Source organism: Vibrio astriarenae (genome assembly GCF_010587385.1).
Taxonomy (GTDB): Bacteria; Pseudomonadota; Gammaproteobacteria; order Enterobacterales; family Vibrionaceae; genus Vibrio; species Vibrio astriarenae.
The window spans coordinates 204,012-230,151 of sequence record NZ_CP047475.1; the positions used below are offsets into that span (position 1 = coordinate 204,012).

General features: G+C 47.5%; 17 protein-coding genes, 4 tRNA genes, 3 rRNA genes and 1 riboswitch. Of the genes, 13 read left to right on the forward strand and 11 right to left on the reverse strand.

Annotated elements, in window-relative coordinates; all coding sequences use genetic code 11:
- Positions 1-252: 252 nt before the first annotated feature.
- The 8 genes from GT360_RS01025 (at position 253) to GT360_RS01060 (ending at position 6,204) form a co-directional block, all read left to right on the forward strand.
- Positions 253-1,804, forward strand: a 16S ribosomal RNA gene (locus tag GT360_RS01025).
- Positions 1,805-1,895: 91 nt separating this feature from the next.
- Positions 1,896-1,971 (forward strand) — tRNA-Glu (locus GT360_RS01030).
- 2 nt (positions 1,972-1,973) lie between these two features.
- Positions 1,974-2,049, forward strand: a tRNA-Lys gene (locus tag GT360_RS01035).
- A 33-nt stretch (positions 2,050-2,082) separates the two neighbouring features.
- Positions 2,083-2,158, forward strand: a tRNA-Val gene (locus tag GT360_RS01040).
- Positions 2,159-2,517: 359 nt separating this feature from the next.
- Positions 2,518-5,405, forward strand: a 23S ribosomal RNA gene (locus GT360_RS01045).
- 90 nt (positions 5,406-5,495) lie between these two features.
- Positions 5,496-5,612: ribosomal RNA gene (gene rrf, locus GT360_RS01050) — 5S ribosomal RNA — on the forward strand.
- The 16S, 23S and 5S rRNA genes sit together here with 4 tRNA genes alongside, the layout of an rRNA operon.
- A 56-nt stretch (positions 5,613-5,668) precedes the next feature.
- Positions 5,669-5,745, forward strand: a tRNA-Asp gene (locus GT360_RS01055).
- Positions 5,746-6,009: 264 nt separating this feature from the next.
- The gene (locus GT360_RS01060; protein WP_164647115.1) at positions 6,010-6,204 is read left to right on the forward strand and encodes a hypothetical protein; all 195 of its coding nucleotides are present in this window, start codon (positions 6,010-6,012) and stop codon (positions 6,202-6,204) included.
- A 54-nt stretch (positions 6,205-6,258) separates the two neighbouring features.
- On the opposite strand, the gene GT360_RS01065 is transcribed toward GT360_RS01060, so the two are convergent.
- On the reverse strand, positions 6,259-7,125 hold the full coding sequence (locus tag GT360_RS01065) for a YicC/YloC family endoribonuclease (protein WP_164647116.1): 867 nt from the start codon (positions 7,123-7,125) through the stop codon (positions 6,259-6,261).
- Positions 7,126-7,305: 180 nt separating this feature from the next.
- Here GT360_RS01065 and rph point away from each other — a divergent pair, with 180 nt between their 5' ends.
- Complete coding sequence (gene rph / locus GT360_RS01070) at positions 7,306-8,022, forward strand: ribonuclease PH (protein WP_164647117.1); 717 nt, start codon at positions 7,306-7,308, stop codon at positions 8,020-8,022.
- A 122-nt stretch (positions 8,023-8,144) separates the two neighbouring features.
- Complete coding sequence (gene pyrE, locus GT360_RS01075) at positions 8,145-8,786, forward strand: orotate phosphoribosyltransferase (protein ID WP_164647118.1); 642 nt, start codon at positions 8,145-8,147, stop codon at positions 8,784-8,786.
- Between the two features lie 56 nt (positions 8,787-8,842).
- Here pyrE and lpxL read toward each other — a convergent pair whose 3' ends face one another.
- Genes lpxL through coaBC form a run of 3 tightly spaced genes read right to left on the reverse strand, consistent with a single transcriptional unit; the run spans position 8,843 to position 11,619 of the window.
- Complete coding sequence (lpxL, locus tag GT360_RS01080; protein ID WP_164647119.1) at positions 8,843-9,793, reverse strand: LpxL/LpxP family Kdo(2)-lipid IV(A) lauroyl/palmitoleoyl acyltransferase; 951 nt, start codon at positions 9,791-9,793, stop codon at positions 8,843-8,845.
- 4 nt (positions 9,794-9,797) lie between these two features.
- Entirely contained in the window at positions 9,798-10,388 is a 591-nt protein-coding gene (slmA, locus tag GT360_RS01085) for a nucleoid occlusion factor SlmA (protein WP_164647120.1), read from the reverse strand.
- A 31-nt stretch (positions 10,389-10,419) separates the two neighbouring features.
- A complete protein-coding gene (gene coaBC, locus GT360_RS01090; protein ID WP_164647121.1) occupies positions 10,420-11,619 on the reverse strand; it encodes a bifunctional phosphopantothenoylcysteine decarboxylase/phosphopantothenate--cysteine ligase CoaBC in 1,200 nt (399 codons plus the stop codon).
- Between the two features lie 253 nt (positions 11,620-11,872).
- Between coaBC and radC the strand changes: the two genes are divergently transcribed.
- Positions 11,873-12,517 carry a RadC family protein gene (gene radC / locus GT360_RS01095; RefSeq protein WP_164649535.1) on the forward strand — a complete coding sequence of 215 codons (645 nt, stop codon included), beginning with the start codon at positions 11,873-11,875 and terminating at the stop codon, positions 12,515-12,517.
- Positions 12,518-12,521: 4 nt separating this feature from the next.
- Here radC and trmH read toward each other — a convergent pair whose 3' ends face one another.
- The 4 genes from trmH to gmk all read right to left on the reverse strand — a co-directional run bounded on the left by trmH (position 12,522) and on the right by gmk (position 16,435).
- Positions 12,522-13,211, reverse strand: coding sequence for a tRNA (guanosine(18)-2'-O)-methyltransferase TrmH (trmH, locus tag GT360_RS01100; protein ID WP_164647122.1), 690 nt, complete (start codon positions 13,209-13,211; stop codon positions 12,522-12,524).
- Between the two features lie 68 nt (positions 13,212-13,279).
- A complete protein-coding gene (gene spoT, locus GT360_RS01105; protein WP_164647123.1) occupies positions 13,280-15,400 on the reverse strand; it encodes a bifunctional GTP diphosphokinase/guanosine-3',5'-bis pyrophosphate 3'-pyrophosphohydrolase in 2,121 nt (706 codons plus the stop codon).
- Between the two features lie 53 nt (positions 15,401-15,453).
- Positions 15,454-15,726: a DNA-directed RNA polymerase subunit omega gene (gene rpoZ / locus GT360_RS01110; protein WP_164647124.1), complete on the reverse strand. Its 273-nt coding sequence runs from the start codon at positions 15,724-15,726 to the stop codon at positions 15,454-15,456.
- Positions 15,727-15,811: 85 nt separating this feature from the next.
- Complete coding sequence (gmk, locus tag GT360_RS01115; protein ID WP_164647125.1) at positions 15,812-16,435, reverse strand: guanylate kinase; 624 nt, start codon at positions 16,433-16,435, stop codon at positions 15,812-15,814.
- A 310-nt stretch (positions 16,436-16,745) separates the two neighbouring features.
- Positions 16,746-16,845: riboswitch (purine riboswitch) on the forward strand.
- Positions 16,846-16,901: 56 nt separating this feature from the next.
- Between gmk and GT360_RS01120 the strand changes: the two genes are divergently transcribed.
- The gene (locus GT360_RS01120) at positions 16,902-18,269 is read left to right on the forward strand and encodes an NCS2 family permease (RefSeq protein ID WP_164647126.1); all 1,368 of its coding nucleotides are present in this window, start codon (positions 16,902-16,904) and stop codon (positions 18,267-18,269) included.
- 86 nt (positions 18,270-18,355) lie between these two features.
- On the opposite strand, the gene GT360_RS01125 is transcribed toward GT360_RS01120, so the two are convergent.
- Positions 18,356-19,408 (reverse strand): LacI family DNA-binding transcriptional regulator, encoded by a 1,053-nt coding sequence (locus tag GT360_RS01125; RefSeq protein WP_164647127.1) that lies wholly within the window; start codon positions 19,406-19,408, stop codon positions 18,356-18,358.
- Positions 19,409-19,561: 153 nt separating this feature from the next.
- Positions 19,562-22,636 carry a GH116 family glycosyl hydrolase gene (locus tag GT360_RS01130; RefSeq protein WP_164647128.1) on the reverse strand — a complete coding sequence of 1,025 codons (3,075 nt, stop codon included), beginning with the start codon at positions 22,634-22,636 and terminating at the stop codon, positions 19,562-19,564.
- A gap of 65 nt (positions 22,637-22,701) precedes the next feature.
- Between GT360_RS01130 and GT360_RS01135 the strand changes: the two genes are divergently transcribed.
- Positions 22,702-23,649 (forward strand): aldose 1-epimerase, encoded by a 948-nt coding sequence (locus tag GT360_RS01135; protein ID WP_164647129.1) that lies wholly within the window; start codon positions 22,702-22,704, stop codon positions 23,647-23,649.
- Positions 23,650-23,688: 39 nt separating this feature from the next.
- On the opposite strand, the gene GT360_RS01140 is transcribed toward GT360_RS01135, so the two are convergent.
- On the reverse strand, positions 23,689-26,100 hold the full coding sequence (locus GT360_RS01140; protein ID WP_164647130.1) for a glycoside hydrolase family 94 protein: 2,412 nt from the start codon (positions 26,098-26,100) through the stop codon (positions 23,689-23,691).
- Positions 26,101-26,140 lie beyond the last annotated feature (40 nt).

Genomic DNA, 26,140 nt, shown 5'->3' on the forward strand with positions numbered 1-26,140 from the left:
AGGTTAAGGCCTTGATAGCAAAGCTCTTTAACAATATAAACCTATCAATCTGTGTGGGCACTCGTTGATGATAATCCAATTAGATACTTCGGTATCAACTTAGATTTCAATGAACTGAGTGACCAATCGATACATTAGTATCGGCACAGTCAATTCATTATCGTTCTGTTGGAACGATAATAGCTTTAAAATTACATTAGTAGTTTTGAAGTCAGTATTCATTGAGTCAGTCCTTCGGGACATCAAAATCTTAAATTGAAGAGTTTGATCATGGCTCAGATTGAACGCTGGCGGCAGGCCTAACACATGCAAGTCGAGCGGCAGCGACATGATAGAAGCTTCGGTGGAAATCATGGGCGGCGAGCGGCGGACGGGTGAGTAATGCCTGGGAATATGCCTTGATGTGGGGGATAACTATTGGAAACGATAGCTAATACCGCATAATGCCTTCGGGCCAAAGAGGGGGACCTTCGGGCCTCTCGCGTCAAGATTAGCCCAGGTGGGATTAGCTAGTTGGTGAGGTAAAGGCTCACCAAGGCGACGATCCCTAGCTGGTCTGAGAGGATGATCAGCCACACTGGAACTGAGACACGGTCCAGACTCCTACGGGAGGCAGCAGTGGGGAATATTGCACAATGGGCGCAAGCCTGATGCAGCCATGCCGCGTGTGTGAAGAAGGCCTTCGGGTTGTAAAGCACTTTCAGCAGTGAGGAAGGCGGGTACGTTAATAGCGTGCTCGTTTGACGTTAGCTGCAGAAGAAGCACCGGCTAACTCCGTGCCAGCAGCCGCGGTAATACGGAGGGTGCGAGCGTTAATCGGAATTACTGGGCGTAAAGCGCATGCAGGTGGTTTGTTAAGTCAGATGTGAAAGCCCGGGGCTCAACCTCGGAACAGCATTTGAAACTGGCAGACTAGAGTACTGTAGAGGGGGGTAGAATTTCAGGTGTAGCGGTGAAATGCGTAGAGATCTGAAGGAATACCGGTGGCGAAGGCGGCCCCCTGGACAGATACTGACACTCAGATGCGAAAGCGTGGGGAGCAAACAGGATTAGATACCCTGGTAGTCCACGCCGTAAACGATGTCTACTTGGAGGTTGTGGCCTTGAGCCGTGGCTTTCGGAGCTAACGCGTTAAGTAGACCGCCTGGGGAGTACGGTCGCAAGATTAAAACTCAAATGAATTGACGGGGGCCCGCACAAGCGGTGGAGCATGTGGTTTAATTCGATGCAACGCGAAGAACCTTACCTACTCTTGACATCCAGAGAACTTTCCAGAGATGGATTGGTGCCTTCGGGAACTCTGAGACAGGTGCTGCATGGCTGTCGTCAGCTCGTGTTGTGAAATGTTGGGTTAAGTCCCGCAACGAGCGCAACCCTTATCCTTGTTTGCCAGCACTTCGGGTGGGAACTCCAGGGAGACTGCCGGTGATAAACCGGAGGAAGGTGGGGACGACGTCAAGTCATCATGGCCCTTACGAGTAGGGCTACACACGTGCTACAATGGCGCATACAGAGGGCAGCCAACTTGCGAGAGTGAGCGAATCCCAAAAAGTGCGTCGTAGTCCGGATTGGAGTCTGCAACTCGACTCCATGAAGTCGGAATCGCTAGTAATCGTGGATCAGAATGCCACGGTGAATACGTTCCCGGGCCTTGTACACACCGCCCGTCACACCATGGGAGTGGGCTGCAAAAGAAGTGGGTAGTTTAACCTTCGGGAGGACGCTCACCACTTTGTGGTTCATGACTGGGGTGAAGTCGTAACAAGGTAGCCCTAGGGGAACCTGGGGCTGGATCACCTCCTTATACGATGATTATTGCGATGAGTGTTCACACAGATTGATGGTTTATAAAGTAAAGAGATATGAACATCCCCCAAGATGTTCAAGCACTTAGTGTCCCGTTCGTCTAGAGGCCTAGGACACCGCCCTTTCACGGCGGTAACAGGGGTTCGACTCCCCTACGGGATACCATTGGGTCGTTAGCTCAGTTGGTAGAGCAGTTGACTTTTAATCAATTGGTCGCAGGTTCGAATCCTGCACGACCCACCATTCTTTCTCCGCGAAGGAATTAAAACTTATCGTGGGCGATTAGCTCAGTTGGGAGAGCACCTGCCTTACAAGCAGGGGGTCACTGGTTCGAGCCCGGTATCGCCCACCATTCTCTAAATATTTTTGGATTAGGATTTCCAAACCACTTCGGTAACTTGTATGTGGTTGGATTTTTCGACTCTGAGAGTCTTTAGAAAATGTTTCTTTAAGTAGAAATATGCTCTTTAACAATTTGGAAAGCTGACGAATAACAACAATCCCCATCTCTTTGAGATGCGTTGTTATTCAATTAAAAGTTCTCAAATCCTAAAACTACGGTTTTAGGTACCAACACACATTCAAGTGTTCTTGGAAAGTATCGAAGGATACTTATATTTGAGTCCGGCAAAATCGAGTCTGCATCATGTATAAAAATTGCAGACAACTTTGGTTGTTTAAACAACAACTCGAAACTCCTTCGGGTTGTATGGTTAAGTGACTAAGCGTACACGGTGGATGCCTTGGCAGTCAGAGGCGATGAAAGGCGTATTAACTTGCGATAAGCCTAGATTAGATAGTAAAAATCTTTGAGTCTAGGATTCCTGAATGGGGAAACCCAGCACCATAAGGTGCTATCACTAACTGAATACATAGGTTAGTGAGGCGAACCGGGGGAACTGAAACATCTAAGTACCCCGAGGAAAAGAAATCAACCGAGATTCCGAAAGTAGCGGCGAGCGAAATTGGATTAGCCCTTAAGCTTTTAATGAGACAGGTGAAGCCTCTGGAAAGTGGCGCGATACAGGGTGATAGCCCCGTAACCGACATCTCATCATCAGTGAAATCGAGTAGGGCGGGACACGTGATATCCTGTCTGAATATGGGGGGACCATCCTCCAAGGCTAAATACTACTGACTGACCGATAGTGAACCAGTACCGTGAGGGAAAGGCGAAAAGAACCCCTGTGAGGGGAGTGAAATAGAACCTGAAACCGTGTACGTACAAGCAGTAGGAGCACCTTCGTGGTGTGACTGCGTACCTTTTGTATAATGGGTCAGCGACTTATATTCAGTAGCAAGGTTAACCATCTAGGGGAGCCGTAGAGAAATCGAGTCTTAACTGGGCGTCGAGTTGCTGGATATAGACCCGAAACCAGGTGATCTAGCCATGGGCAGGTTGAAGGTTGAGTAACATCAACTGGAGGACCGAACCGACTAATGTTGAAAAATTAGCGGATGACTTGTGGCTAGGGGTGAAAGGCCAATCAAACCTGGAGATAGCTGGTTCTCCCCGAAATCTATTTAGGTAGAGCCTCGGACGAATACCACTGGGGGTAGAGCACTGTTAAGGCTAGGGGGTCATCCCGACTTACCAACCCTTTGCAAACTCCGAATACCAGTGAGTACTATCCGGGAGACACACGGCGGGTGCTAACGTCCGTCGTGGAGAGGGAAACAACCCAGACCGCCAGCTAAGGTCCCAAAGTATAGCTAAGTGGGAAACGATGTGGGAAGGCTTAGACAGCTAGGATGTTGGCTTAGAAGCAGCCATCATTTAAAGAAAGCGTAATAGCTCACTAGTCGAGTCGGCCTGCGCGGAAGATGTAACGGGGCTAAGCTATACACCGAAGCTGCGGCAATGACTTTTAGTCATTGGGTAGGGGAGCGTTCTGTAAGCCGTTGAAGGTGGACTGTAAGGTCTGCTGGAGGTATCAGAAGTGCGAATGCTGACATGAGTAACGATAAAGGGGGTGAAAAACCTCCTCGCCGGAAGACCAAGGGTTCCTGTCCAACGTTAATCGGGGCAGGGTAAGTCGACCCCTAAGGCGAGGCCGAAAGGCGTAGTCGATGGGAAACGGGTTAATATTCCCGTACTTCTTACAATTGCGATGGGGGGACGGAGAAGGCTAGGTGGGCCTGGCGACGGTTGTCCAGGTTCAAGTGCGTAGGCTTGAGAGTTAGGTAAATCCGGCTCTCTTTAAGGCTGAGACACGATGTCGAGCTACTACGGTAGTGAAGTCATTGATGCCATGCTTCCAGGAAAAGCCTCTAAGCTTCAGATTGTAAGGAATCGTACCCCAAACCGACACAGGTGGTCGGGTAGAGAATACCAAGGCGCTTGAGAGAACTCGGGTGAAGGAACTAGGCAAAATGGTACCGTAACTTCGGGAGAAGGTACGCTCCTCGCGGTGAAGTCCCTTGCGGATGGAGCTATGGGGAGTCGCAGATACCAGGTGGCTGCAACTGTTTATTAAAAACACAGCACTGTGCAAAATCGTAAGATGACGTATACGGTGTGACGCCTGCCCGGTGCCGGAAGGTTAATTGATGGGGTTAGACTTAGGTCGAAGCTCTTGATCGAAGCCCCGGTAAACGGCGGCCGTAACTATAACGGTCCTAAGGTAGCGAAATTCCTTGTCGGGTAAGTTCCGACCTGCACGAATGGCGTAATGATGGCCACGCTGTCTCCACCCGAGACTCAGTGAAATTGAAATCGCTGTGAAGATGCAGTGTACCCGCGGCTAGACGGAAAGACCCCGTGAACCTTTACTACAGCTTGGCACTGAACATTGAGCCTACATGTGTAGGATAGGTGGGAGGCTTTGAAGCGAGTACGCCAGTATTCGTGGAGCCATCCTTGAAATACCACCCTTGTATGTTTGATGTTCTAACTTAGCCCCATTATCTGGGGTGAGGACAGTGCCTGGTGGGTAGTTTGACTGGGGCGGTCTCCTCCCAAAGAGTAACGGAGGAGCACGAAGGTGGGCTAATCACGGTTGGACATCGTGAGGTTAGTGCAATGGCATAAGCCCGCTTGACTGCGAGAATGACAATTCGAGCAGGTGCGAAAGCAGGTCATAGTGATCCGGTGGTTCTGTATGGAAGGGCCATCGCTCAACGGATAAAAGGTACTCCGGGGATAACAGGCTGATACCGCCCAAGAGTTCATATCGACGGCGGTGTTTGGCACCTCGATGTCGGCTCATCACATCCTGGGGCTGAAGTCGGTCCCAAGGGTATGGCTGTTCGCCATTTAAAGTGGTACGCGAGCTGGGTTTAGAACGTCGTGAGACAGTTCGGTCCCTATCTGCCGTGGGCGTTGGAAGATTGAAGGGGGCTGCTCCTAGTACGAGAGGACCGGAGTGGACGAACCTCTGGTGTTCGGGTTGTGTCGCCAGACGCATTGCCCGGTAGCTAAGTTCGGAATCGATAACCGCTGAAAGCATCTAAGCGGGAAGCGAGCCCTGAGATGAGTCTTCCCTGGCACTTTAAGTGTCCTAAAGGGTTGTTCAAGACTAGAACGTTGATAGGCAGGGTGTGTAAGCGTTGTGAGGCGTTGAGCTAACCTGTACTAATTGCCCGTGAGGCTTAACCATACAACACCCAAGGGGTTTTGATGGACTCAAAGCAAGAATATTGAATGTGTGCACATTAACTTTTAAATAGCTTTCCGAATTAAGAATTTGCTTGGCGACCATAGCATTGTGGACCCACCTGATTTCCATGCCGAACTCAGAAGTGAAACGCAATAGCGCCGATGGTAGTGTGGGGCTTCCCCATGTGAGAGTAGGACATCGCCAGGCTTTGAACATTATCTATTTGAAGCACGATTTAGATAAGACTTTAAATAGACCACTGCGGAGTGGTAGTTCAGTTGGTTAGAATACCGGCCTGTCACGCCGGGGGTCGCGGGTTCGAGTCCCGTCCACTCCGCCACTTATACTAAGCCCTAGTCGAAAGACTAGGGCTTTTTTACGTTTGAACATTCGTTCTTTACGCTTCTTTTCCTATATTTGGCCAAGTTTTCCCTCTTTAACCAGTTTTTGATCTCAAATTTTGTAAGAAAACAGCGTTGAATGTGTATCGATGTACGAAATGTGACCATAAACGGTTCTGGTTTTTCTTTTAGTGCTATTTTTAATTCTTCCAATTCCATTCTGAAGTATTTACCAAAGCATGATTGAAAAGGAGAACAACAAGATGGCTACGATCAAACAAGAGATACCACATCGTGTAACTGTCTATCATGATAACCCTGATCAGGAGAAAGAGCTGAAGAATGCTATGCTGCCTGAAAAGCCGCGTTACTTTAATGGTAACCCTACATATAAGGGCGATAGCTTGGATGACTTTAAAGATCGTTTGAGTGCGGTTGGGCTGTCTGTAGATAACTAGATACAAAAAAGCCCCGATAAAAATTCGGGGCTTTGTATTAAATAGCTAAACTACTTATTCAATATTCTGGATCTGCTCGCGCATTTGTTCGATAAGAACTTTCAGTTCGACCCCAGAAGCCGTGATATCCGTACTGATTGATTTTGAAGCTAATGTATTTGACTCACGATTGAACTCTTGCATCATAAAGTCAAGACGGCGGCCAACTGCCCCACCTTTTTTCAGTATATTCGTCGCTTCTTTTACATGTGAGTCTAAACGGTCGAGCTCTTCTGCTACATCCGATTTTTGTGCAAGAAGAATGAGCTCTTGCTCCACTCGAGTTGGGTCTAGGTCAACTTTAGCATCTTCAAATTTACCAAGTAGGCGCTCGCGTTGCCATTCTAGGATCTCAGGCATGCGTGCGCGTACCTTAGTGACTTCAGAAGTAATCGCTTCAAGTCGCTGATTGATAAGTGCCTTCATGTTCTCGCCTTCTCGGCCACGAGCTTCGATAAACTCACCTAGAGCATCATCAAATGCTTTAAGCAGAGTTATGTTGATGGCATCCATGTCTTGCTCAGGTGTTTCCATAACACCTGTCCACTGCATTACTTGAAAAGGATTCAGACGGCTACTTTCACCTGTAATCGCCATGATTTGGTTTGCTGCATCAACGACCTGCTTTGCAAGAGTTTCGTTGATGGTCAGCTCCCCTTTTGCCGCAGGGTTTGCTTCAAAGCGCAGTGCACACTCAACTTTACCTCGGGCAAGGCGCTTGCGGAAACGCTCACGAAGCACAGGCTCTAAACCACGGAACTGCTCTGGCATACGAAAGTAAGTTTCAAGGTAGCGTTGGTTAACACTACGAATTTCCCAAATTGCGGTACCCCAATCGCCTTTTACTTCTTTACGAGCATAGGCCGTCATACTGAAAATCATCGAATTTTCCTATTTAATATTTTGAAAATTTACAGCGCAATAGTAGCACATCCTTGTAATCTATTGCTGAGATGTCGCGAAACCTATGCATATTCTTTAATCTGTTAGCGAAACCCCCTTGTTTCCGCTATAATCTTGCCCCAATTAAAGCCCACACCTCACTTGATAAGGTTATTGTCTATGCGTCCAAACGATCGTGCTAAAGACCAAGTTCGTCCTATTAAGATTACTCGTAACTACACCGCCTATGCTGAAGGTTCAGTATTAGTAGAATTTGGTAATACGAAGGTTCTTTGTAATGCGACTGTGGAAGAGAACGTTCCTCGTTGGCTGAAAGGGCAAGGTAAAGGTTGGGTAACGGCAGAATACGGTATGTTGCCTCGCGCGACGCACTCGCGCACTCGCCGTGAAGCGGCAAGTGGTAAACAAGGCGGCCGTACGATGGAAATTCAGCGTTTGATTGCTCGTAGCTTACGTGCCGTCGTTGACTTGCAAGCCATGGGTGAAATCATGGTGACTGTCGATTGTGATGTTATTCAAGCCGATGGTGGTACGCGTACTGCCTCTATCTCTGGCGCAAGTGTCGCTATGGCTGATGCATTCCAATACCTCGTCGATAATGGCAAGCTAAAAGCAAATCCGATGAGAGGCCACGTAGCCGCAGTTTCTGTGGGTATTCTGGGTGAAGATGTACTATGTGATTTGGAGTACGTTGAAGATTCTGCTGCCGACACTGATATGAATGTCGTGATGACTGAAGAAGGCAAGATGATTGAAATCCAAGGTACAGCAGAGGGCGAACCGTTTAGCCATGAAGAGCTGCTTGACCTTTTAGATTCGGCGAAGAAAGGCATTACAGAAATTGTTGCTGTGCAGAAAGCTGCACTAGCAGACTAGTTTTTATAGCTCCCACTATGGGGGCTATTTTTTTGTCTGTGTTGTGGTTTCGGCAACGACACAGTATTTGAGTAAACCTGTTAGTCTTCCTCCTACTAACACTTTTATATAGAGAGACACCAATGAAAGCATACCAGCGTGAGTTTATTGAATTTGCACTAGAGAAAGAAGTTTTGAAGTTTGGCGAATTTACCCTGAAATCAGGTCGTAAAAGCCCATATTTCTTTAACGCTGGCTTGTTTAACACTGGTCGTGACCTAGCTCGTCTTGGTCGCTTTTACGCTGCTGCATTAGCGGATTCGGGTATTGATTATGATGTTCTATTTGGCCCTGCGTACAAAGGCATCCCAATTGCGACCACAACCGCAGTCGCTCTTGCGGATCACCATGATGTGGATACTCCATACTGTTTTAACCGTAAGGAGGCAAAAGACCACGGTGAAGGTGGCAACCTTGTGGGCAGTGCATTAGAAGGCCGTATCATGCTGGTTGATGATGTCATCACAGCGGGCACTGCCATTCGTGAGTCTATGGAGATCATCAAAGCGAACGGTGCTGATCTAGCGGGTGTGCTTGTTGCCATCGATCGTCAAGAAAAGGGCAAGGGTGAGCTATCCGCGATTCAAGAAGTTGAACGTGATTTTGGGTGTGCTGTTATTTCGATTGTCAGCCTGACAGACCTCATCACTTTCTTGGAAGAGAAAGGTGACAATACAGAACACCTAGATGCAGTTAAAGCTTATCGCGCGCAATACGGCATCTAGATTTCGCTGATGTTGAAAGCAAAAAGGTATCCATTGGGATACCTTTTTTGTAGCTGCTAATTGTAACGACTGCCTTTTTCGGCGGATTCATCTTCCATTGTCTTGAAGCGCTTATGTAGCCACATCCACTGGGATGGCGCGCGTAGGATAATCATCTCAACGTACTTGTTCATGTACGCAGCTGCCGCCTTCATGTCCTTTTGCGGGTAGTCTGCCTCAATTGACTGCTCAGCCATTATTTCGTATTTCCCATTGTCGTTACGGAAACCAGATCCTGGCACAATGGCACAGTGGCTGGTATACGCAAGAATACTCGTCCCTGTTGTGGTACATGCATCCTCTACCGCGAAGAATGGAACGAACTCTGATTTGTTGCGACCGTAGTCGTGATCCGGCAGATAGAATAGGCGTTCGCCTTGGCGCAAAATCTTGATCATGTACTTAACGTCTTTACGGTCGATCAGCTTATTACCATTGTGCGTACGTCCCCAGTACTGAATGAAGTTGTAGGCGGGGTTATTGTGCGGGCGAAATGCGCCATAACCAGGCACACCGAGCACAGCAAATGCTCTTGCCGTGATCTCTAGGTTGAGTGCATGCACGCAGCATAGAAGGACGCCTTTACCGCTCTTAGCATGCTGTCGGACCGCTGAAATATCTTTTTCAATCAGCAGTTGTTTGAAGCGCCAAGTTGGCCAAAACCAAGTGATGCCAGTTTCAATGAGCGCTAGACCGGTGTTCTCAAAGTTTTCTATAACGAGTACTTCGCGCTCCTGTTCATCCATATCAGGGAAGGCAAGTTCGAGATTGCGCTTTGCAACGCTGACGCGTTTTTTTCCATAGCGCATACCTAAACGCCCTAAGCTTTTGCCAAGTTTTAGCAGCAGGGCGTAAGGGAGTAAATTGACTATGATGGCAAGAGAGCCAAACCCTAGCCATACTCCCCAGTTTTTTGGGTGCAATAGTGACAATGAGAATTGAGGTGCGGCGTACTTACTTTTATCCATAGCTCTACTTTATTTGTGCACTGAGTAATGACCAGTATTCATCGAAATTGGCGGTTGGAAGGTATTTGAAGTCAGAGCGTACAAAACGGTTTAGGCTTCCTTCAACTTGTCCCAGCAATTGTGCAGCCAGTATTTTTTCATCAACAGGAAAGGACTTACCTTCACGCAGCTTACGTTCACGCAGTATCTGGCGCAGAGAGGTTTCTATACGTTCAAACAGTTGATTGATGCGCTCACGTAGGCGCTCATTTTCAAACATTAGAGCATGGCCCGAGAGAATGCGAGTCAGGCCAGGGTTACGTTCTGCAAATGCCAGTATCAATTGCATCACCATGCGAATACGCACGAGTGTGTCTTTCTCTTCATCTAAGATTCGGTTGATGCGTGACATCAATGACTCTTCAATAAACTCGATTAATCCTTCAAACATACGAGCTTTGCTCGGGAAGTGACGATAAAGAGCGGCCTCAGATACGCCAACTTGCTTAGCAAGTTTTGCTGTTGTTATCCGTGACGCGCCATCGGTCGACTCGAGCATTTCTGCGAGGGCTTGTAGTATTTCTTCTTTGCGATTGCTTTTCTTGGTCCCAGCCATGCAAACGTTCCTTTTTACTGCTTGATGAGGGTTATAGTTTTTCCGCGATCAGAGTTAAGATCTGTCGTGCGATATTTTGCTTAGATTCTAGTGATAGTGACTGCTTACCATCAGACCAGAACGCTGTGATGGCATTGTTGTCACTGTTAAACCCTTGCCCGGCAATCGAGACATCATTGGCACATATCATATCGAGATTTTTTCGCTCCAGTTTACTCTTTGCGTAGGCTTCAACATCTTGTGTTTCTGCAGCAAAGCCAACAGTAAATGGTCGGTGATGACTCAGACCGGCAACATGAGCAATGATGTCAGGGTTTTTCACCATCTTAATATTCATATCGTCCTGACCGTCCACTTTCTTAAGCTTATTGTCGGCAATTGTTTCAGGGCGGTAGTCAGCAACGGCTGCGCAACCAATAAAGATGTCAGAGGTGATAGCCTGTTGTGCAGATGCCTCAAACATTTGTTGGGCAGATTCAACATTAATGCAATTAACACCTTTAGGTGTATTGAGTGATACTGGGCCTGCTATCAGGTTTACCTCAGCACCCAATGATTTCGCTGCTTCGGCTAATGCAAAGCCCATTTTCCCAGAGCTATGGTTAGAGATGTAGCGGACGGGGTCAATCGCTTCTCGAGTTGGTCCAGCAGTAATCGTTACCGTCTTACCGCTTAGCGACTTTGGGGCAAAGAAGGCCTCACTGTGTTCGACCAACTGCATTGGTTCAAGCATTCGCCCAGGGCCAACATCACCGCATGCTTGTTCACCCGCCGCCGGACCCCAGATATTGACGCCCCTACGTGTCAAAGTGGCTAGATTTTCTTGTGTAGCAACATTGCTGTACATCTGCTGGTTCATAGCTGGCGCAATCGCGACTGGTGCTTCTGTCGCTAATACCAGTGTCGTAAGCAAATCGTTGCCCATGCCAGCAGATAATCGTGCGATGAGGTCGGCAGTGGCTGGAGCTAATAGGACAAGGTCTGCCCATTTGGCAAGCTCAATATGCCCCATAGAAGCTTCTGCTGCGGGGTCAAACAAGCTATCGGATACCGGGTGGCCAGAAACGGCCTGCATCGTTAATGGCGTGATGAATTCTTTGGCCGCGTTGGTCATAACAACACGCACCTGAGCTCCGCGTTCGCTAAGGCGTCGGGTAAGCTCTGCACACTTATAAGCTGCGATACCGCCGCTGATGCCAAGTAGAATATTTTTACCAGCTAGAGTCGACATATTGAGTAATTCCTTTGATTTTCTGCGCGCTAAGATAGCATTTTTGTCAGCAAAGTGCCTAGTTTCAGTCAACAGTTCGTAAAGAGAGATTCGTCGAAATAACCACTACCACCAAGGCAAAGGCGTTACATATTGTCGTGTCTCTAACCTTATTTCTTATGCAGATTCTCTGCTTAGTGCTTGGGTAAACGTTAGCCTGTTGCATGCTTGAACTTAGGAGAAGCCAGCGTTGTCACCACTACCAAAAGAATCTATGCCTCGGGAAAAGTTGTTGTCTCATGGTCCCACTTCACTTACGGATGCAGAGCTATTGGCCATTTTCCTACGAACTGGGACACAGGGAATGAATGTCCTGACTTTGGCAGATAAGTTATTGAAAGAATTTGGTTCACTACGAGCGCTGTTTGCTTCGGACCAAAAGACATTTTGCACTCATCGTGGTTTGGGGCAAGCGAAATATGTGCAACTGCAAGCGGTGCTTGAAATGACCCAGCGTTATCTCGCTGAAACGCTTGAACGAGGAGAGGCGCTATCGAGCCCAACACAAACCAAGCTCTATCTCTCTAGTTTACTGCGTGACCGCTGTCGAGAAGCCTTCTTTGTACTGTTTTTGGATAATCAGCATCGCGTTATTTGCGACGAAATCATGTTTGAGGGCACGATCGATGCTGCATCCGTTTACCCGAGGGAAGTGGTGAAACGCTCTTTGCAACACAATGCCGCGGCATTAATTCTTGCGCACAATCACCCGTCAGGAATAGCAGAACCTAGTCAGGCGGACAGACGAATAACGCGCCGTTTGGTTGACGCGTTATCTCTGGTGGATATCCGTATTCTTGACCATTTTGTGGTGGGTGATGGAGAGGTTGTCTCTTTTGTTGAACGAGGATGGATGTAAGTTTTTACTTACCTTTTTGCATCTCTTTCCACCATGCCTCGTCAGCGATGATTTGACCTTGTTCATCAAGAGAAGGGTAGGCGAGTCCTTTACGCTTCGCCACTTTCGCTAATACTGGGTGGCCTCGCTCAAATAGGGTGCGGTGGATATCTTCTGCGGGCACCGAGCTCTCTTCTTTGTCGTACATGCCGGCAGCTTGGCGCTGACGCTGAGCTTCATACAAAATAACCGCACTTGCCACAGAGACATTAAGAGATTGCACCATACCTATCATAGGAATAATGATGTCTTGGTCAGCCAGGCGCTTGGCCTCCTCTGAAGCCCCATACTTTTCACCACCCAGGATAATTGCGGTTGGCTTGGTATAATCAATCTCACGAAAATCTACGGCAGTATCCGATAGGTTCGTCACCAGTACCTGCATACCTTGATCTTTCAAACATTGGATCGCTTCTGCTGTACTTTCGTGTGTATCCACTTCAACCCAGTTTCTCGCACCAGCAGAGGTGTGGCTCAGAGTGCGCATTTTCGGATCAGGCCAAACAGCATGGATTTTATGCAGCCCAGTCGCATCAGCAGTTCGGATTACCGCTGAAACATTGTTGGGTTTGTGGACCTCTTCAAGGCAAACCGTGAGGTCAGTTTGGCGTGATTTGAAGACTTGCTGGATTTTGTTATAGCGTTCTAGATTCATGGTACTTGAAATTGTATTTCGAGGAATATAAGAAAAGAGCAGCTCGTGCTTGAGCTGCTCTTGTTGGGTTAGTGCTTGCGACGGCGAACTCTGAGCGCATCAGGCATAACGCGAATACGCTTCATGATGCCCGCTAAATGAACGCGATCTTTCGTTGTCAGCAGAACAGTCACTGTGTACAAGCGACCATCACGCTCTTCTGTTGAGAGACCGTGGATGTTAGAGCCCGTCTTCGAGATCACGTTAGTCAGTTCTGCCAGTGCACCTTGTCGGTTCTGCATATCAACTTGGAGCTCTGAGATAAACTCTTGCTCGTAGTCTTCTGACCAATCAACCGCCATGTACTTATCAGGCTCTTTTTGGTAGCCACGTACGTTAGGGCAAGTTTCACGGTGAACCACAAGTCCACGACCCGGAGAGACGTGAGCAATAATGTGATCATCTGGGATCGGGTGACAACAGTTGGCAAACGTCAGCAGAATACCTTCAGCACCACGGATAGGAAGTTTCTTATTCGAATCCGATGGAATGGAGCTGGTGGTTGTCAGTTCATCGGTATCTCCGAGTAGGCGACGAGCGATAACGATACTCATCAACTCACCCAGACCAATCGCTGCAAGTAGGTCATCGACGCTCTCAAGGCGCAGGTCTGTCAGTACTTCTTGAATGTTATCAGGGTAGATAGAGTCAATGGAGTGACGACCAAGTGCGTGGTTGAGTAGGCGACGGCCAAGCGTAACAGACTCTTCGCGGCGCATGGTTTTCAGAACCTGACGGATCTTGGTACGAGCACGTGAAGTGACCACGTAGTTAAGCCATGCGGCATTTGGACGCGCGCCTGGTGCACTAATGATCTCGACAGTTTGACCGTTCTTAAGAGCTTTACTTAGAGGGTATGGATGACGGTCGACTCGAGCACCAACACAGGAGTTACCCACATCTGTGTGCACAGCATAGGCAAAATCGACAGCAGTGGCGCCGAGAGGCAGTTCCACAATGCGACCTTTTGGCGTGAAGACGTAAATCTCATCTGGGAACAGATCCGACTTAACGTTTTCAATAAACTCAAACGAGTTACCCGCACTTTGTTGTAACTCAAGCAGGCTTTGCATCCAACGCTGGGCTTTGACTTGAGCAGTCGTGCCAGAGCGTTCACCTTTGTCTTTATAAGACCAGTGCGCGGCGACACCTTTATCGGCCATTTGATCCATATCTTCTGTACGGATCTGAACTTCAACGGGTACGCCATGAGGGCCGACCATTGAGGTGTGAAGTGATTGGTAGCCATTGGCTTTTGGTACCGCGATATAGTCTTTCATGCGACCTGGGCGTGGCTTGTATAAGCTATGGACTTGACCAAGCACTCGGTAACAATCGTCAGGGCTATCTACGACAACGCGGAAGGCATAGATATCCATGATGGTGTGAAAGCGCTGCTCTTTGGTTTTCATCTTGTTGTAGATGGAGAATAGATTCTTCTCACGACCAAAGACACGGGCAGAAACCCCAAACTCACCCAAGCGACCTTCAATTTCACTGTGGATGCGCTGAATCATCTCTTTACGGTTACCACGCGCAGTTTTCACTACCTCTTTGAGTACGCGATAGCGATTTGGATATAACGCTTCAAAGCCTAACTCTTCAAGCTCGGTTTTGATGTTATGGATACCTAAGCGGTGTGCCAGTGGAGAATAGATTTCGAGGGTTTCACGTGCAATACGACGTTTCTTGTCTGGGCGTAGTGCTCCCAGTGTACGCATGTTGTGCGTGCGGTCTGCGAGTTTGATAAGAATGACACGAATGTCTTGCACCATTGCCAGAACCATCTTACGAAAGTTCTCTGCTTGGGCTTCTTTTCTATCGCGGAATTTGAGCTTGTCGAGCTTAGAGACACCATCTACCAACTCAGCAACGGCGTTGCCAAATTGTGCCTCAAGTTCTTCCTTGGTGACATCACAGTCTTCAATGACATCATGAAGAAGTGCTGCTTGCAGGGTTTCAATATCCAGACGCATTTCCGCCAAGATTCGAGCTACAGCAACAGGGTGAATGATGTACGGTTCGCCGCTTGAGCGGGTTTGCCCTTCATGGGCGTCGCGCGCTACCACATAAGATTGACGCAGAGCCTCAATTTGAGGCTCTGTTAGGTATTCTTGGGCAACGTCTTTGAGGCTATCAAATAGATACAAACTATGGGCCCGACTGGTTGTGCTTACTGAATATAGTTGTTCAGTGAGTTGAATTAGCGGCTGTGAGCAATGCTGCTTACTGCTGCTAGTTCTGCTGCTTCTTGTTCTTGTTGCTCTTGACGCTCGCGTGCATCTAGAACTTCTTTCGTGATAAGACCTTCTTCGATTTCGCGTAGAGCGATAACCGTTGTCTTATCATTCTCTTCTGGCACTAATGCATCTTTACCACCAGTTTGCATTTGACGAGCGCGGCGAGCCGCAATAAGAACTAAGTCGAAACGGTTACCAACTTTTTCAACAGCGTCTTGAACAGTTACGCGTGCCATGAGAACTCCAAAATAGTTAACTAAAATTTAGTGTGACGAGAAATTATACAAGCATCACAAGGATCTTGCTAGAGGAAATATAGACTTACTCTGATAATAGAGCGTCTAACATGCCTTTATATTTTGCTGCTTGCTTATCATGCTTCAAACGCTCTGCGCGAATGATTGCTTTAAAATCCATTAGTGCCGTATCAAAATCATCATTAACAATGACATAGTCGTATTCATTGTAGTGTGAGATTTCTGATTTTGCCTCAGCCATACGCTTAGCGATAACCGCTTCACTGTCTTGACCGCGCGCATTTAGGCGACGCTCAAGTTCACCGTTTGATGGCGGTAGGATGAAGATGCTTTTTGCTAGAGGCATCTGCTCGCGGATCTGACGTGCGCCTTGCCAGTCGATATCTAGAAAAACGTCGATACCTTTATCTAGGTTCTCTTCAATCCATGGGCGTGAGGTGCCGTAGTAGTTACCAAATACTTCTGCGTACTCAAGGAAAGCGCCTTGCTCGATCAATTCTTCAAAGCTCTCTTTCTGCACGAAGTGGTAGTGAACACCATCTTGTTCACCAGGACGCATACCGCGAGTTGTATGAGAAACGGATACTTTCATGGCATAAGTTGGGTTTGTTTCCAGCATTGCTGAAATAAGGCTAGATTTGCCTGCGCCACTCGGTGCCGAAACAATGTATAGAGTACCTTTTGCCATGGAAGTCTTCTCACTCTGGTTAAGTCAAGGTGTGTGGTGACCTAATAGTCACTGGGTTAAAGATAGCATATCTACTGGGTGAATCATCGCGACAGTAGGCTAAAAAATGGACGCGAAGGGTAGCACAAACCCTTGTCTAAGCTCAAGAAAAGATCCTGTCTAGGATCTAGGGTAGAGAGAAAGATTCAGTTTATGTGGTACCGCGATGGCAAACGTTTGCTTGTTTTTCAAGGGTTTGTTTTTAAAGTCGTTTCTTTATTATGGTTTTTGTGCGAAATCTGTTGAATTTTTACTCTATATCGCTAAAATTCGCGCCTAAATTCTGTCGCGTTGTATATGTTGGATGAATGGGATCTGACGTTTCTACCACCGAGCCTATCTTGGTGACTACAACACATTGTCTTGATGCCCGCATCTACTGCATGCAGCGCGATGTACCTACACTTTAAACATAATAGGTTTCCTCGTGAGTCACGAAGCTGCTGCAAAGCCCACCTCTCCTTCTTTTTTAGAAGCTCGATTCAAACTATCTGAACGTAAGACAACCATTGGTACAGAGATCTATGCAGGTTTTATTACCTTCCTAGCGATGAGCTATATCTTGGCAGTTAACCCTGCGATTTTGGGGGATATTCCAGGAATGGATCGTGGTGCGATTTTCACTGCAACGGCGTTGGCTGCGGGTCTAGCGACATTGATCATGGGTTTGTTTGGTAACTACCCAGTGATGCTTGCCCCAGGCATGAGTATGAATGGTTTTTTCAAAGGCATGTTGCTTAGTGGCTCGGTCGCGTTGGTTTGGCATGAAGCGCTATTTGGTATCTTTTTGTCGGGTGTGATCTACCTAATTCTGTCAATGACCAAGATTCGCAAGGCGATGATTGAATCCATCCCTGAGGATTTGAAGCTGGCGATTACCGTATCGCTTGGTCTGTTTATCGCGTTCCTTGGGTTAAAAAATGCGGGCATTATTGTTTCAAACCCAATTATCTTGGTGAGCATGGGGGATATCTCTAACCCTCAAGTCATTATTGCTTATATCAGTATCTTTATTGCTCTAGGGTGCATGATCCGCGATATTAAACTCGCCACGTTCATTTCATTCATTTCTGCGATTTTGCTGACAGTGATCGCGGATGCGTTTATGGGCACGTCTAACGCGCCTATCCCAGAGGCAATTGTGACTGCTCCGCCGAGCATCGAGGGCAGCTTTGGCGCGATCTTTAACTTCTCTGGCTTAACGGCAGAAAAGCTGTTCGATCTGCTATTTATTGTGATTATCTTTTTGATTGTCGACTTCTTTGACGGGTTGAGCACCATTGTTGGTGTTGGCCGTGATGCGGGTATCATCGATAAAGACGGTAAAGTGCCAAACGCTCGTTCTGCACTCGTGGCAGACGCTGGTGGTACGGTGATTGGTTCAGTACTTGGTACAACATCGATTACCGCATTCTCTGAATCCGGTATTGCTTCTGCCCAGGGTGCGAAAACAGGTTTGGCGGCGGTAACAGTGGCGGGTCTATTCTTCTTGTCGCTATTCTTCTACCCAATCTTCTCGATTTTCTCTGCGGCGATGGTTGCACCCGCGATGGTGGTTGTGGGTATCTACATGATAGGTCGTCTAGGTCAGATCAGCTGGGAGCAGAAAGAGTCACGCATTGCGGCTTTCTTTACCATTATGTTTACGGTATTGAGCTTCTCGCCAGCAAACGGCATGGCTATGGGCTTTATTAGCTACGCGTTCTCAATGTTCGTGGCTGGTAAAGGCAAGCAGGTACACCCTATTATCTATGCGCTATGTGGTCTATTTATGCTTTATCTTGTGCTGCTATAGATTGATATCAGTTCGATAGTGAAAAGGGTCAAAACTCACGTTTTGACCCTTTATTTGATCTTAGTATTTTAATACTTCGAGAAATGCTAAGAGAGTGCGAATTTCTCTAGTGGTTGCTGCCGGGGATTGCTCCGGTAAAGAGATTGAGTACTCTGACGGACAATGAGCTCAATAGGGGGAAGACGAGCTTCGTGTGTTTCACCGTTTAGCAGATTGAGAAGCGAGTGGGCGCATACCACGCCCACCTCTTCAATAGGCTGGCGTAAGGTTGTCAACGCTGGCGTAAAGTACTGAGATGTCGGGAGATCATCAAAGCCGACAACGGAAACGTCTTCAGGTACCCGATATCCACGGTCAGTCAGTGCTTTTATAGCGCCATAACCGGTTTGGTCATTGGCAGCAAAAATCGCAGAAAAGTGCACTTTAGATTCAATCAGTTCGATGGTTTTTTCATACCCAAGTTCAGAGCTAAAGTCTCCTTGCTTGACCAGTTTAGACATCACTTTGATACCTGACTCTTCTAGGGCTTTTTTATAGCCCTCAAAGCGGCACGTTGCGTCTGGCTGTGAGCTGTGCCCCTTGATGTGTGCAATATTCACATGACCTTGCTGCAATAAATGCAGTGTCGCGATGTAACCACCCAGCGTGTTATCAAGGTTGATGCTGCGAACATTCTCTGCCTCAATTTGATAACCCACGGCCACAACGGGGATGTTGTTCGCGAACTTGATGATGGTCTCTTCTTTAATGTCACCAGTGACAATTATGACACCATCAACGTTACTTTTTGCGAGGTAATCCAGCGCATGCTGTTCAAGATTTTTTTGCCAATGCCCAGTAGCAATGACCAGTGAATAACCCTTGGCGATCAACGTCTTTTCCATGTCGTTCAGAATACGACAAGTAAACGGACTGTCTGGGTGTTGGATGAGCACCCCGATAGTCATAGAGCGTCGATTTGAGTGTGTTGTCGAATGTTGGTTCGGCTTGTAACCCAATTCTTTGATCGCTTGTTCGAGTTTTTCACTCTTTTCATCGGAGACATAAGTCGTCCGGTTTAAGAAGCGCGAGACGGTACTAGGTGATACGCCAGCAAGCTTTGCAACATCATAGACCGTCGGAGCTTTTTTCTTTTTCATTATGTTCACTCCTGAGTGGTAGCCTTTTCTTATTTTGGGGAGGCTTCACATAGAGGGTGGAGTACGCATACCCCCCAAGGCAAGCTTGGGGGAGGGAAAATGAGATCTCACTGAATAAATATTTCCAGTTCGATACATTTAGCGACTAAATAGCTAGTAGTTGTAGGCAAATATCATCCCTGGACGGAAATAACGTCCCGCAGTGTACTTCAGGCCGGTTGCTTTCAACAGGTTGAATAGTTGCTCGGTCAGTGCTTTTTCAACCGTTGGTCCCATCTGAACTTGGAAGTCACCGAGATCTTGGCACATACTCGGGCTTACTCGTCCGTCAGGAAGCAGACATTTGTCTTCTTTGAGTGCATCAATCCACAGCTGAGCCTGTTCAAGAGTGAGTCCTAGCTCTGATACCAGCAAGCTAGGTTCAACTTGAACCGAGGCATTGAAGCCTTCAGGGGCAGCAAAAGGGATACGAGCATACTGGTAAAGCGCTCGATAAGTGGTGTCCATTAACTGCTCGGCCTCATCGCGTTTATCAGCAAGCTGCAGCGCAGTCGCGACACTAAACTGAACACCAATCCAAACATCTTGTGCTTGGAACGCATGGTGCGGCATGCCATCCGCCAGTGTCATGTTCGCTACGCCCACTTTCGGGCTGTTGGCCTTGAAATTGGTTTTACAGACAAAGTCCAGTGCGCGAGCGACACGTTCTTGTGGGAATAAGCCGTTATCACCGAGCAATTGCAGGTAGCTGTCTGCCAATAGCGCATCACCAAAGCTGTTGTCTGAGTCGAGCTCAACGATGGCGTCATACTCTGCGGTAAATGCGTTTGGTGCGACCTGCTTGAGTGAGCGCTTTTTAGTGCGGCGCTCTTCTAGCTTACTTAGAGCTGGATTATCGCGTCGGTTGAGGTATTGGTTGATAAGGTTCTTATCAAGGATCTTATCGCCACTGGCTTCAATACCCATTTCACGCAGCTCTTGCAGACCTTCACCAGTGAGGTGTTTGGTTTGAACAGGGGTGACAAAGAAGTGGTAGTAGCCTTGCTCTTCATCCCAAAGACTCTCTTCCAGCTCTTCGAGGGCAGCCTGTGCTTTCTCTGCATAATCGATGCTTAGCTCTGGCTCATTCATGAGTTCAGCAAGTGCAGATCCAGCGCGCAGCCCCGCTGACCATAGGCTTGCACAATAGATGGATATGCCATGCGAGGATAGGTTGTCGAAGGTGTCATCGGTGCCGCGTGTCAGTGGCAAGGTATCGCCTTCAGCGACAAGGTTTTCAAGGTAGACAACACTCTCTTTAACCGCACTCCAACAAGCTTCAACCACTGCGCGATTGCCTGTTTTCTTGAAGTGACGATACACCATCAGAATGAACTTCGGCGCAAGATCCTTCCACTCTTTGACGTTGTGCCAGCTGTAAGCATCTGGCTGAATGTCAAACGGGCTGCCTAGATCGTGAATCACTGCGCCACGGACTGCGCGAGTGCCTTCGTACTTACTATCCACTAGCTCGGCGAAAGGTTTATCTTCATATTCCCAGTAGCGTCGTTTGGTGTCGTCCTCTGCAAGAATAGCGCGAGCAAACTCTTCCATCACAAAGCCATCAAGTTCAGGCAATAGGTAGAGTAGGGCAAATGAGCCGTAGAAATACACATCAAGTGAGTTGAAGAATGGGTAATCTACACACTCTTTCACCAGGAACTTGTTCTCTTTGTCCCATACCGTTGACTCAGCCATAAACGAGAGTGTGTTCATGGCCATAGTGGCAAAGCGCAGAGCTTTATCACTATCATTGAACTGCTTGTTTGCTTTATTCAAGAAATCTGTCTGTTGTTGAACAATGCGCGCTTCAATTGACTCAAACTCGCCGATGAGGCGTTGTGTGATCTGCGTGGATCGTTGTGATCCTGTGAGGTATTGAGCGTAGGCTTTTTCCGTTTCCCAATCACCCAGCGCGATCTTACCGTGCTCCATCGTTTGAATAAAACGAAGATCGATGGCTTCGTGAGCAGCAAGCTCGACATTAATAACGGCTAAACCAGCAAGCGCTTCTCGACCTGAGTAGATCCCTTTGTCAAAGTGTTGGTTTGTACGACCTGTATTTAACGCATTTTGCACTTCACGCTGAGTATGAGCTGAATACATCGCAGGTTTCACGGTCACGCAAACTTTGGCTTGTTCCACGAGCTCTTTTGTCGTGACGATACCAAAGTTCACCTCACCTTCAATATCAGCGCCATAGCGGGAATCACTCGCCATCAATACACCGCTAAACAGATGATCATCAGTGTCTAGGCTCAGTGCTTGGTGCTGCTGTTTGATTGGATTCTGCGTTAGGGTGCAGAAAGAGTCTTGGATACCGTCACGACCTTTACGGTAAGTGGAACCAATCAAGTTGAGAAGTGGCTGAACAATGGTGACACTTTGCGGTTGATCCGTATTGTTCACTAACTCAAAGTGGTTCCAATGACTTGGCAGGCTGCACAGCTCGGCATCGTCTTTTACGACCGGTGACACCGCCTTACGTTTTATTGATACGGTCTCGAAGCTACGATAATCAAATTCAGCGATAGGGTAGAGGGCGCGGTAGTCAATCTCATCGCCTCGTACTGACTCAACAGAGCTTGTCCCCTTTGCTGTCAACTGTTTTGATTGTGATGTGCTGTTGATCAATAGACCATTGAAGAAGTCCACCGCCACTAATACTTGAGTGTGCAGTGCGGTCGGATCTTGGTTGATCGCCTGTTGCGTGCGGCGAGTAAATTCGATATTCCAACGAGAAAAACGCTCTTGGTTCTCTTGGTAAAAAATACCTTTCAGCAAGCTGGATTTTAGTTCTTCTAATAGGCTTGATGATTCATCTTGGTGTATTTCTTTTCCAGAAAATAAAGCAGGGTAGTAATTTAAATAGCTTCTCGCCTCACCATCAGATTTTATTTTAATATTTTCAATGCTAATTGGTTGAGCAACAGAAGTATAAAAATCATTAAAGTGAATATCTTGATCAGAGATATCAATAAAGATTCCTGGGATAAAACTGAAGTTCGGCGTATCCCCATTAGGTGTTAGGGTGAAGGTGCTACCAATACCACCAAATGCCATGCCAGTATTCTCAGGGGTTGTAGAGATTGGAGTGTACCAAGGCTGGATGAACTCAACCGCATCGCCTTTTGAGGTGAGTCGCTTTGCATCACCTAAATAGCTTGTGTAGGGAATGGTATTTTTCATATCACTATCCAGATTGATTAATTCTTTTCTTTGTTGTTACTATCTTAAAAAAAAGGAGTAACAGCATGTTCAACATTAATATTGATAACCCGAGTGGTTTGGAAATTATAAATATAACGAACCGCCAGTTAGGAATTGAACTGGAAATTATTGCGAGCTTTGGTGCCGTCATTAATCGCTTTGTTGTTAATGACAGTCCATTCTCATTTATTACGGGGTATGCGGATCATAAAGATCTCGTTGATAATCACCCATTTTTCTCTCGCAGCGCTAAATTGTTTCCTTTTCCAAATCGCCTCGCTCATGGTCAATACACATTTGCTGGTGAGTCTTATCAGTTGCCAGCGAACTTTCCTTGGTCTGATCACGCCGTTCATGGCCTGCTCTACAACCAAGCTTTTTTAATCAAAGAGACGCAAGTTGATGAGAACCATGCTCGCGTTACTCTGCAGTTCGACTCTAAGCATTTGGATGCGCCGGGCTATCCGTTTCCTTTCTGCTTAGAGGTCATCTTTGTTCTCAACACGACAGGTTTACTGCAGTGTGAGACGCACATTGTTAATACTGGTGAGAGCGCATTGCCGTTTGGTGATGCCTGGCACCCGTATTTTAATTTGGGTGTTGATCGTTCTCAGTTCACACTTTCAATGTCACCATGCCATGAGTGGCTGCACGATGATGACTTGCCAAGTGGTGAGAAGCAGACCTTCTCTCAGTTTGTCTCCCCTAGCACTCTTGAAGGGGTGGAGTTCAATCACTGCTTTGAGTTCGATGACCTTGAAAGTGGCCTAATTGAACTTAAGCGTCTTGATGGCAAAGCGCAGCTTCTCTACGCTCAGCAATCGAGTTATCCATTTGTTCAGCTTTACACTCCAAACTCAGAAGCGAGTATTGCGGTAGAGCCAATGACTTGTCCTGCGAATGCGTTCAACAATGAAATTGGGTTGTTGGTTTTGGAACCCGGTCAATCTTCAACATTCCAATGGCAGTGCCAAGCGATTTACACAGGGTAGAACATAATGCCCTCCCCATCGAAGGGGAGGGCAGTCGTTTTAGCCTAGCGTTACTTCAATCGTGTGCTCGCCACTGTTAAATACAGGGGCTTTGTTACCTTCAATTCGGTCACCATTAACGCGCATTTCAACCACGCCTTTGCTCACCTTATTTGGGTTACTGACATGGATATGATAAGTCGCGCCACGGAACTGACGACGAACCTTAAACTCTGGCCACTCAGTAGGAATACAAGGGTCAACGATCAGGCCATCAATGTCAGGGCGAACACCCAAAATCCACTGTGTACCCGCTACGTAAGTCCAAGATGATGTGCCAGACAACCACGCGTTACGACCCAGACCAAATTGCTCATGCTCATCACCTAAGATGTTTTGTGGGTAGCAGTAAGGCTCTGACTCAAACGTATCAAGGGAGTCGTTCTTAGACGCTGGGTTGATTTGGCGGTAGTACTCGTAAGCACGGTCACCATTACCCATGATCGATTCTGCAATCATTACCCAAGGGTTTGAGTGCAGGAAGATACCGCCATTTTCTTTTGCGCCTGGTGGGTAGGTCGATACGCCGCCAAGCTTTGGATCGAAGCCGTTGTAGCCAGGTGTTGATAGCTTGATGCCGTTTGCGGTATTGAGCTTGTTGTAGACAGAATCTAGTGCTTGATTTGCACGCTCTGGCGTTGCAAAACCGGAGATCACAGGCCAGCTTTGACCATTGGTGTAGATTTGACCTTGCTCGTTGGTGTGTGAGCCAATCGGTGCGCCTTTCTCATCAAAGTAGCGAACGTACCATTCGCCATCCCAGCCACACTCGTTCATGGTTTGCTGCATTTCAGCGTAGTAACCGCGGAACTGCTCTGCTAGCGCTTCATCTTCACGCAGTTTACACAGATCCAGCATATCGTTTAGCGCTTTACCAAACATGCTTGCCACCATCATAGACTCTGCGCCCGTTGGTAGGTTTACCGTGTCATTCCAGTCAGCAAAGCCAAGAAGAGGCAGTCCATGTGCACCCTTGTTGTTTTGTGTGAAATCGATAGAGCGACATAGGTGATCCCATACCGTTCCCTCTTCCACAGGCTTACCTTGCTTATCTTTCTGGTAGTAAGGAATTACCTTGTTCAGGAAGTCCGCGTTGCCCGTCTCTTTCACGTATTGAGTCACAGCGTAGATAATCCACAAGTGGTCATCACCGTAGTAGTCAGGACGATCTTCTTCTTCGCGCGAGTCGCCCGCGTTCGCTTCCATCGTTGAAGGGAAGAACTGGTGCATTGCAGAGCCGTTGGTGTTTTGCACGGACAGGAGACGTTCAATAAACTCACGCGCTTCTTCAGGCATGTGGGTAATTACACCGAGTGTGTCTTGTGAAGAGTCACGGAAACCGATACCACGTGCGCCAAAGCCAAGTTGGTAGAGCGATAAGTAGCGAGACCAGTTCTTAGTAGTATGACACTGGCGCGGGTTATGAACATTCAGCATTGAGTTCATTGCAGGGTCTGGTGTCTCTACCTGAACGGTCGCTAGGTAGTTGTCCCAGAATGAATTTAGGTTGGCAAACGCTTGGTCAACCGCGTCGTGGCTGCGATATTTCTCAAGCAAAGGTTTTGCTGCTTCAACGCTGTCTTGCTGGGTTAGCTGCACAACCGTACGCTCTGTTTGCTGTGGAGATAGCCAACCTAAGCGTAGGTTTAATGCCGCAATATTGTCGCCACGCAAACACTCGCTATTGCCTAACTCTTCATTATTTAGCGCTTGTGGCGCAGCCCAGCTGCCGTAGCCGAATTCGCCAAGGAATTTAGCGCGGTCGCCTTCAAATGAGGTGGCTGGACGATCTGCTGTTACTAGGTTTACTGCGTAGTCACGCTTCATGAATGCGTATTGTTCAAGAACCGTGTGCTCACCGTGCTGGTGGGCTTTTAGCGTCATCGTTTGCGGTACCCAGTCTGCATTCAATAGCTGCTTCAATGCATCGAAGTGAGTGAACTCAAACACAGGAACAACATCGACGTGCAGTTCACCATCAGAGATGTTTGTGATCTTAATGTCTTCAATCAGCACTTCATCATCACTTGGTACAAAGAAAGTCACTTCACAGCGAACGCCAAAGGCTTCTGAAACGATCGTCGTGTAAGACAGGCCCGTGTGGTTCTCGAACTTATCAAGTGGCTTAAGTGTTGGAGTAAAGAAAGGAGAGAAGATCTCTTCTTTGCCCGAGCTGTCTTTGACCTTTAGGTAAACGGTTGAACCTTTGAAGTCGGAGTTCGGTAGTTGTGCCACATACTTAGTAATACGGTTTAGTGCAGGGTCGCCTTTACAAAGAAGAACACCGCCGTTGCTGTCGACAATACCACCGAAGTTTAGTGTGCCGACGTAGTTACACCATTTGATGGGAGTACATGGTGTTGTTGCTACATATTCTTTGTTGTTATCGTCGAAATATCCAAATTTCATCATCACAATCCTCGGCCCCTCCATGAGGAGGAGCCTAATAAAT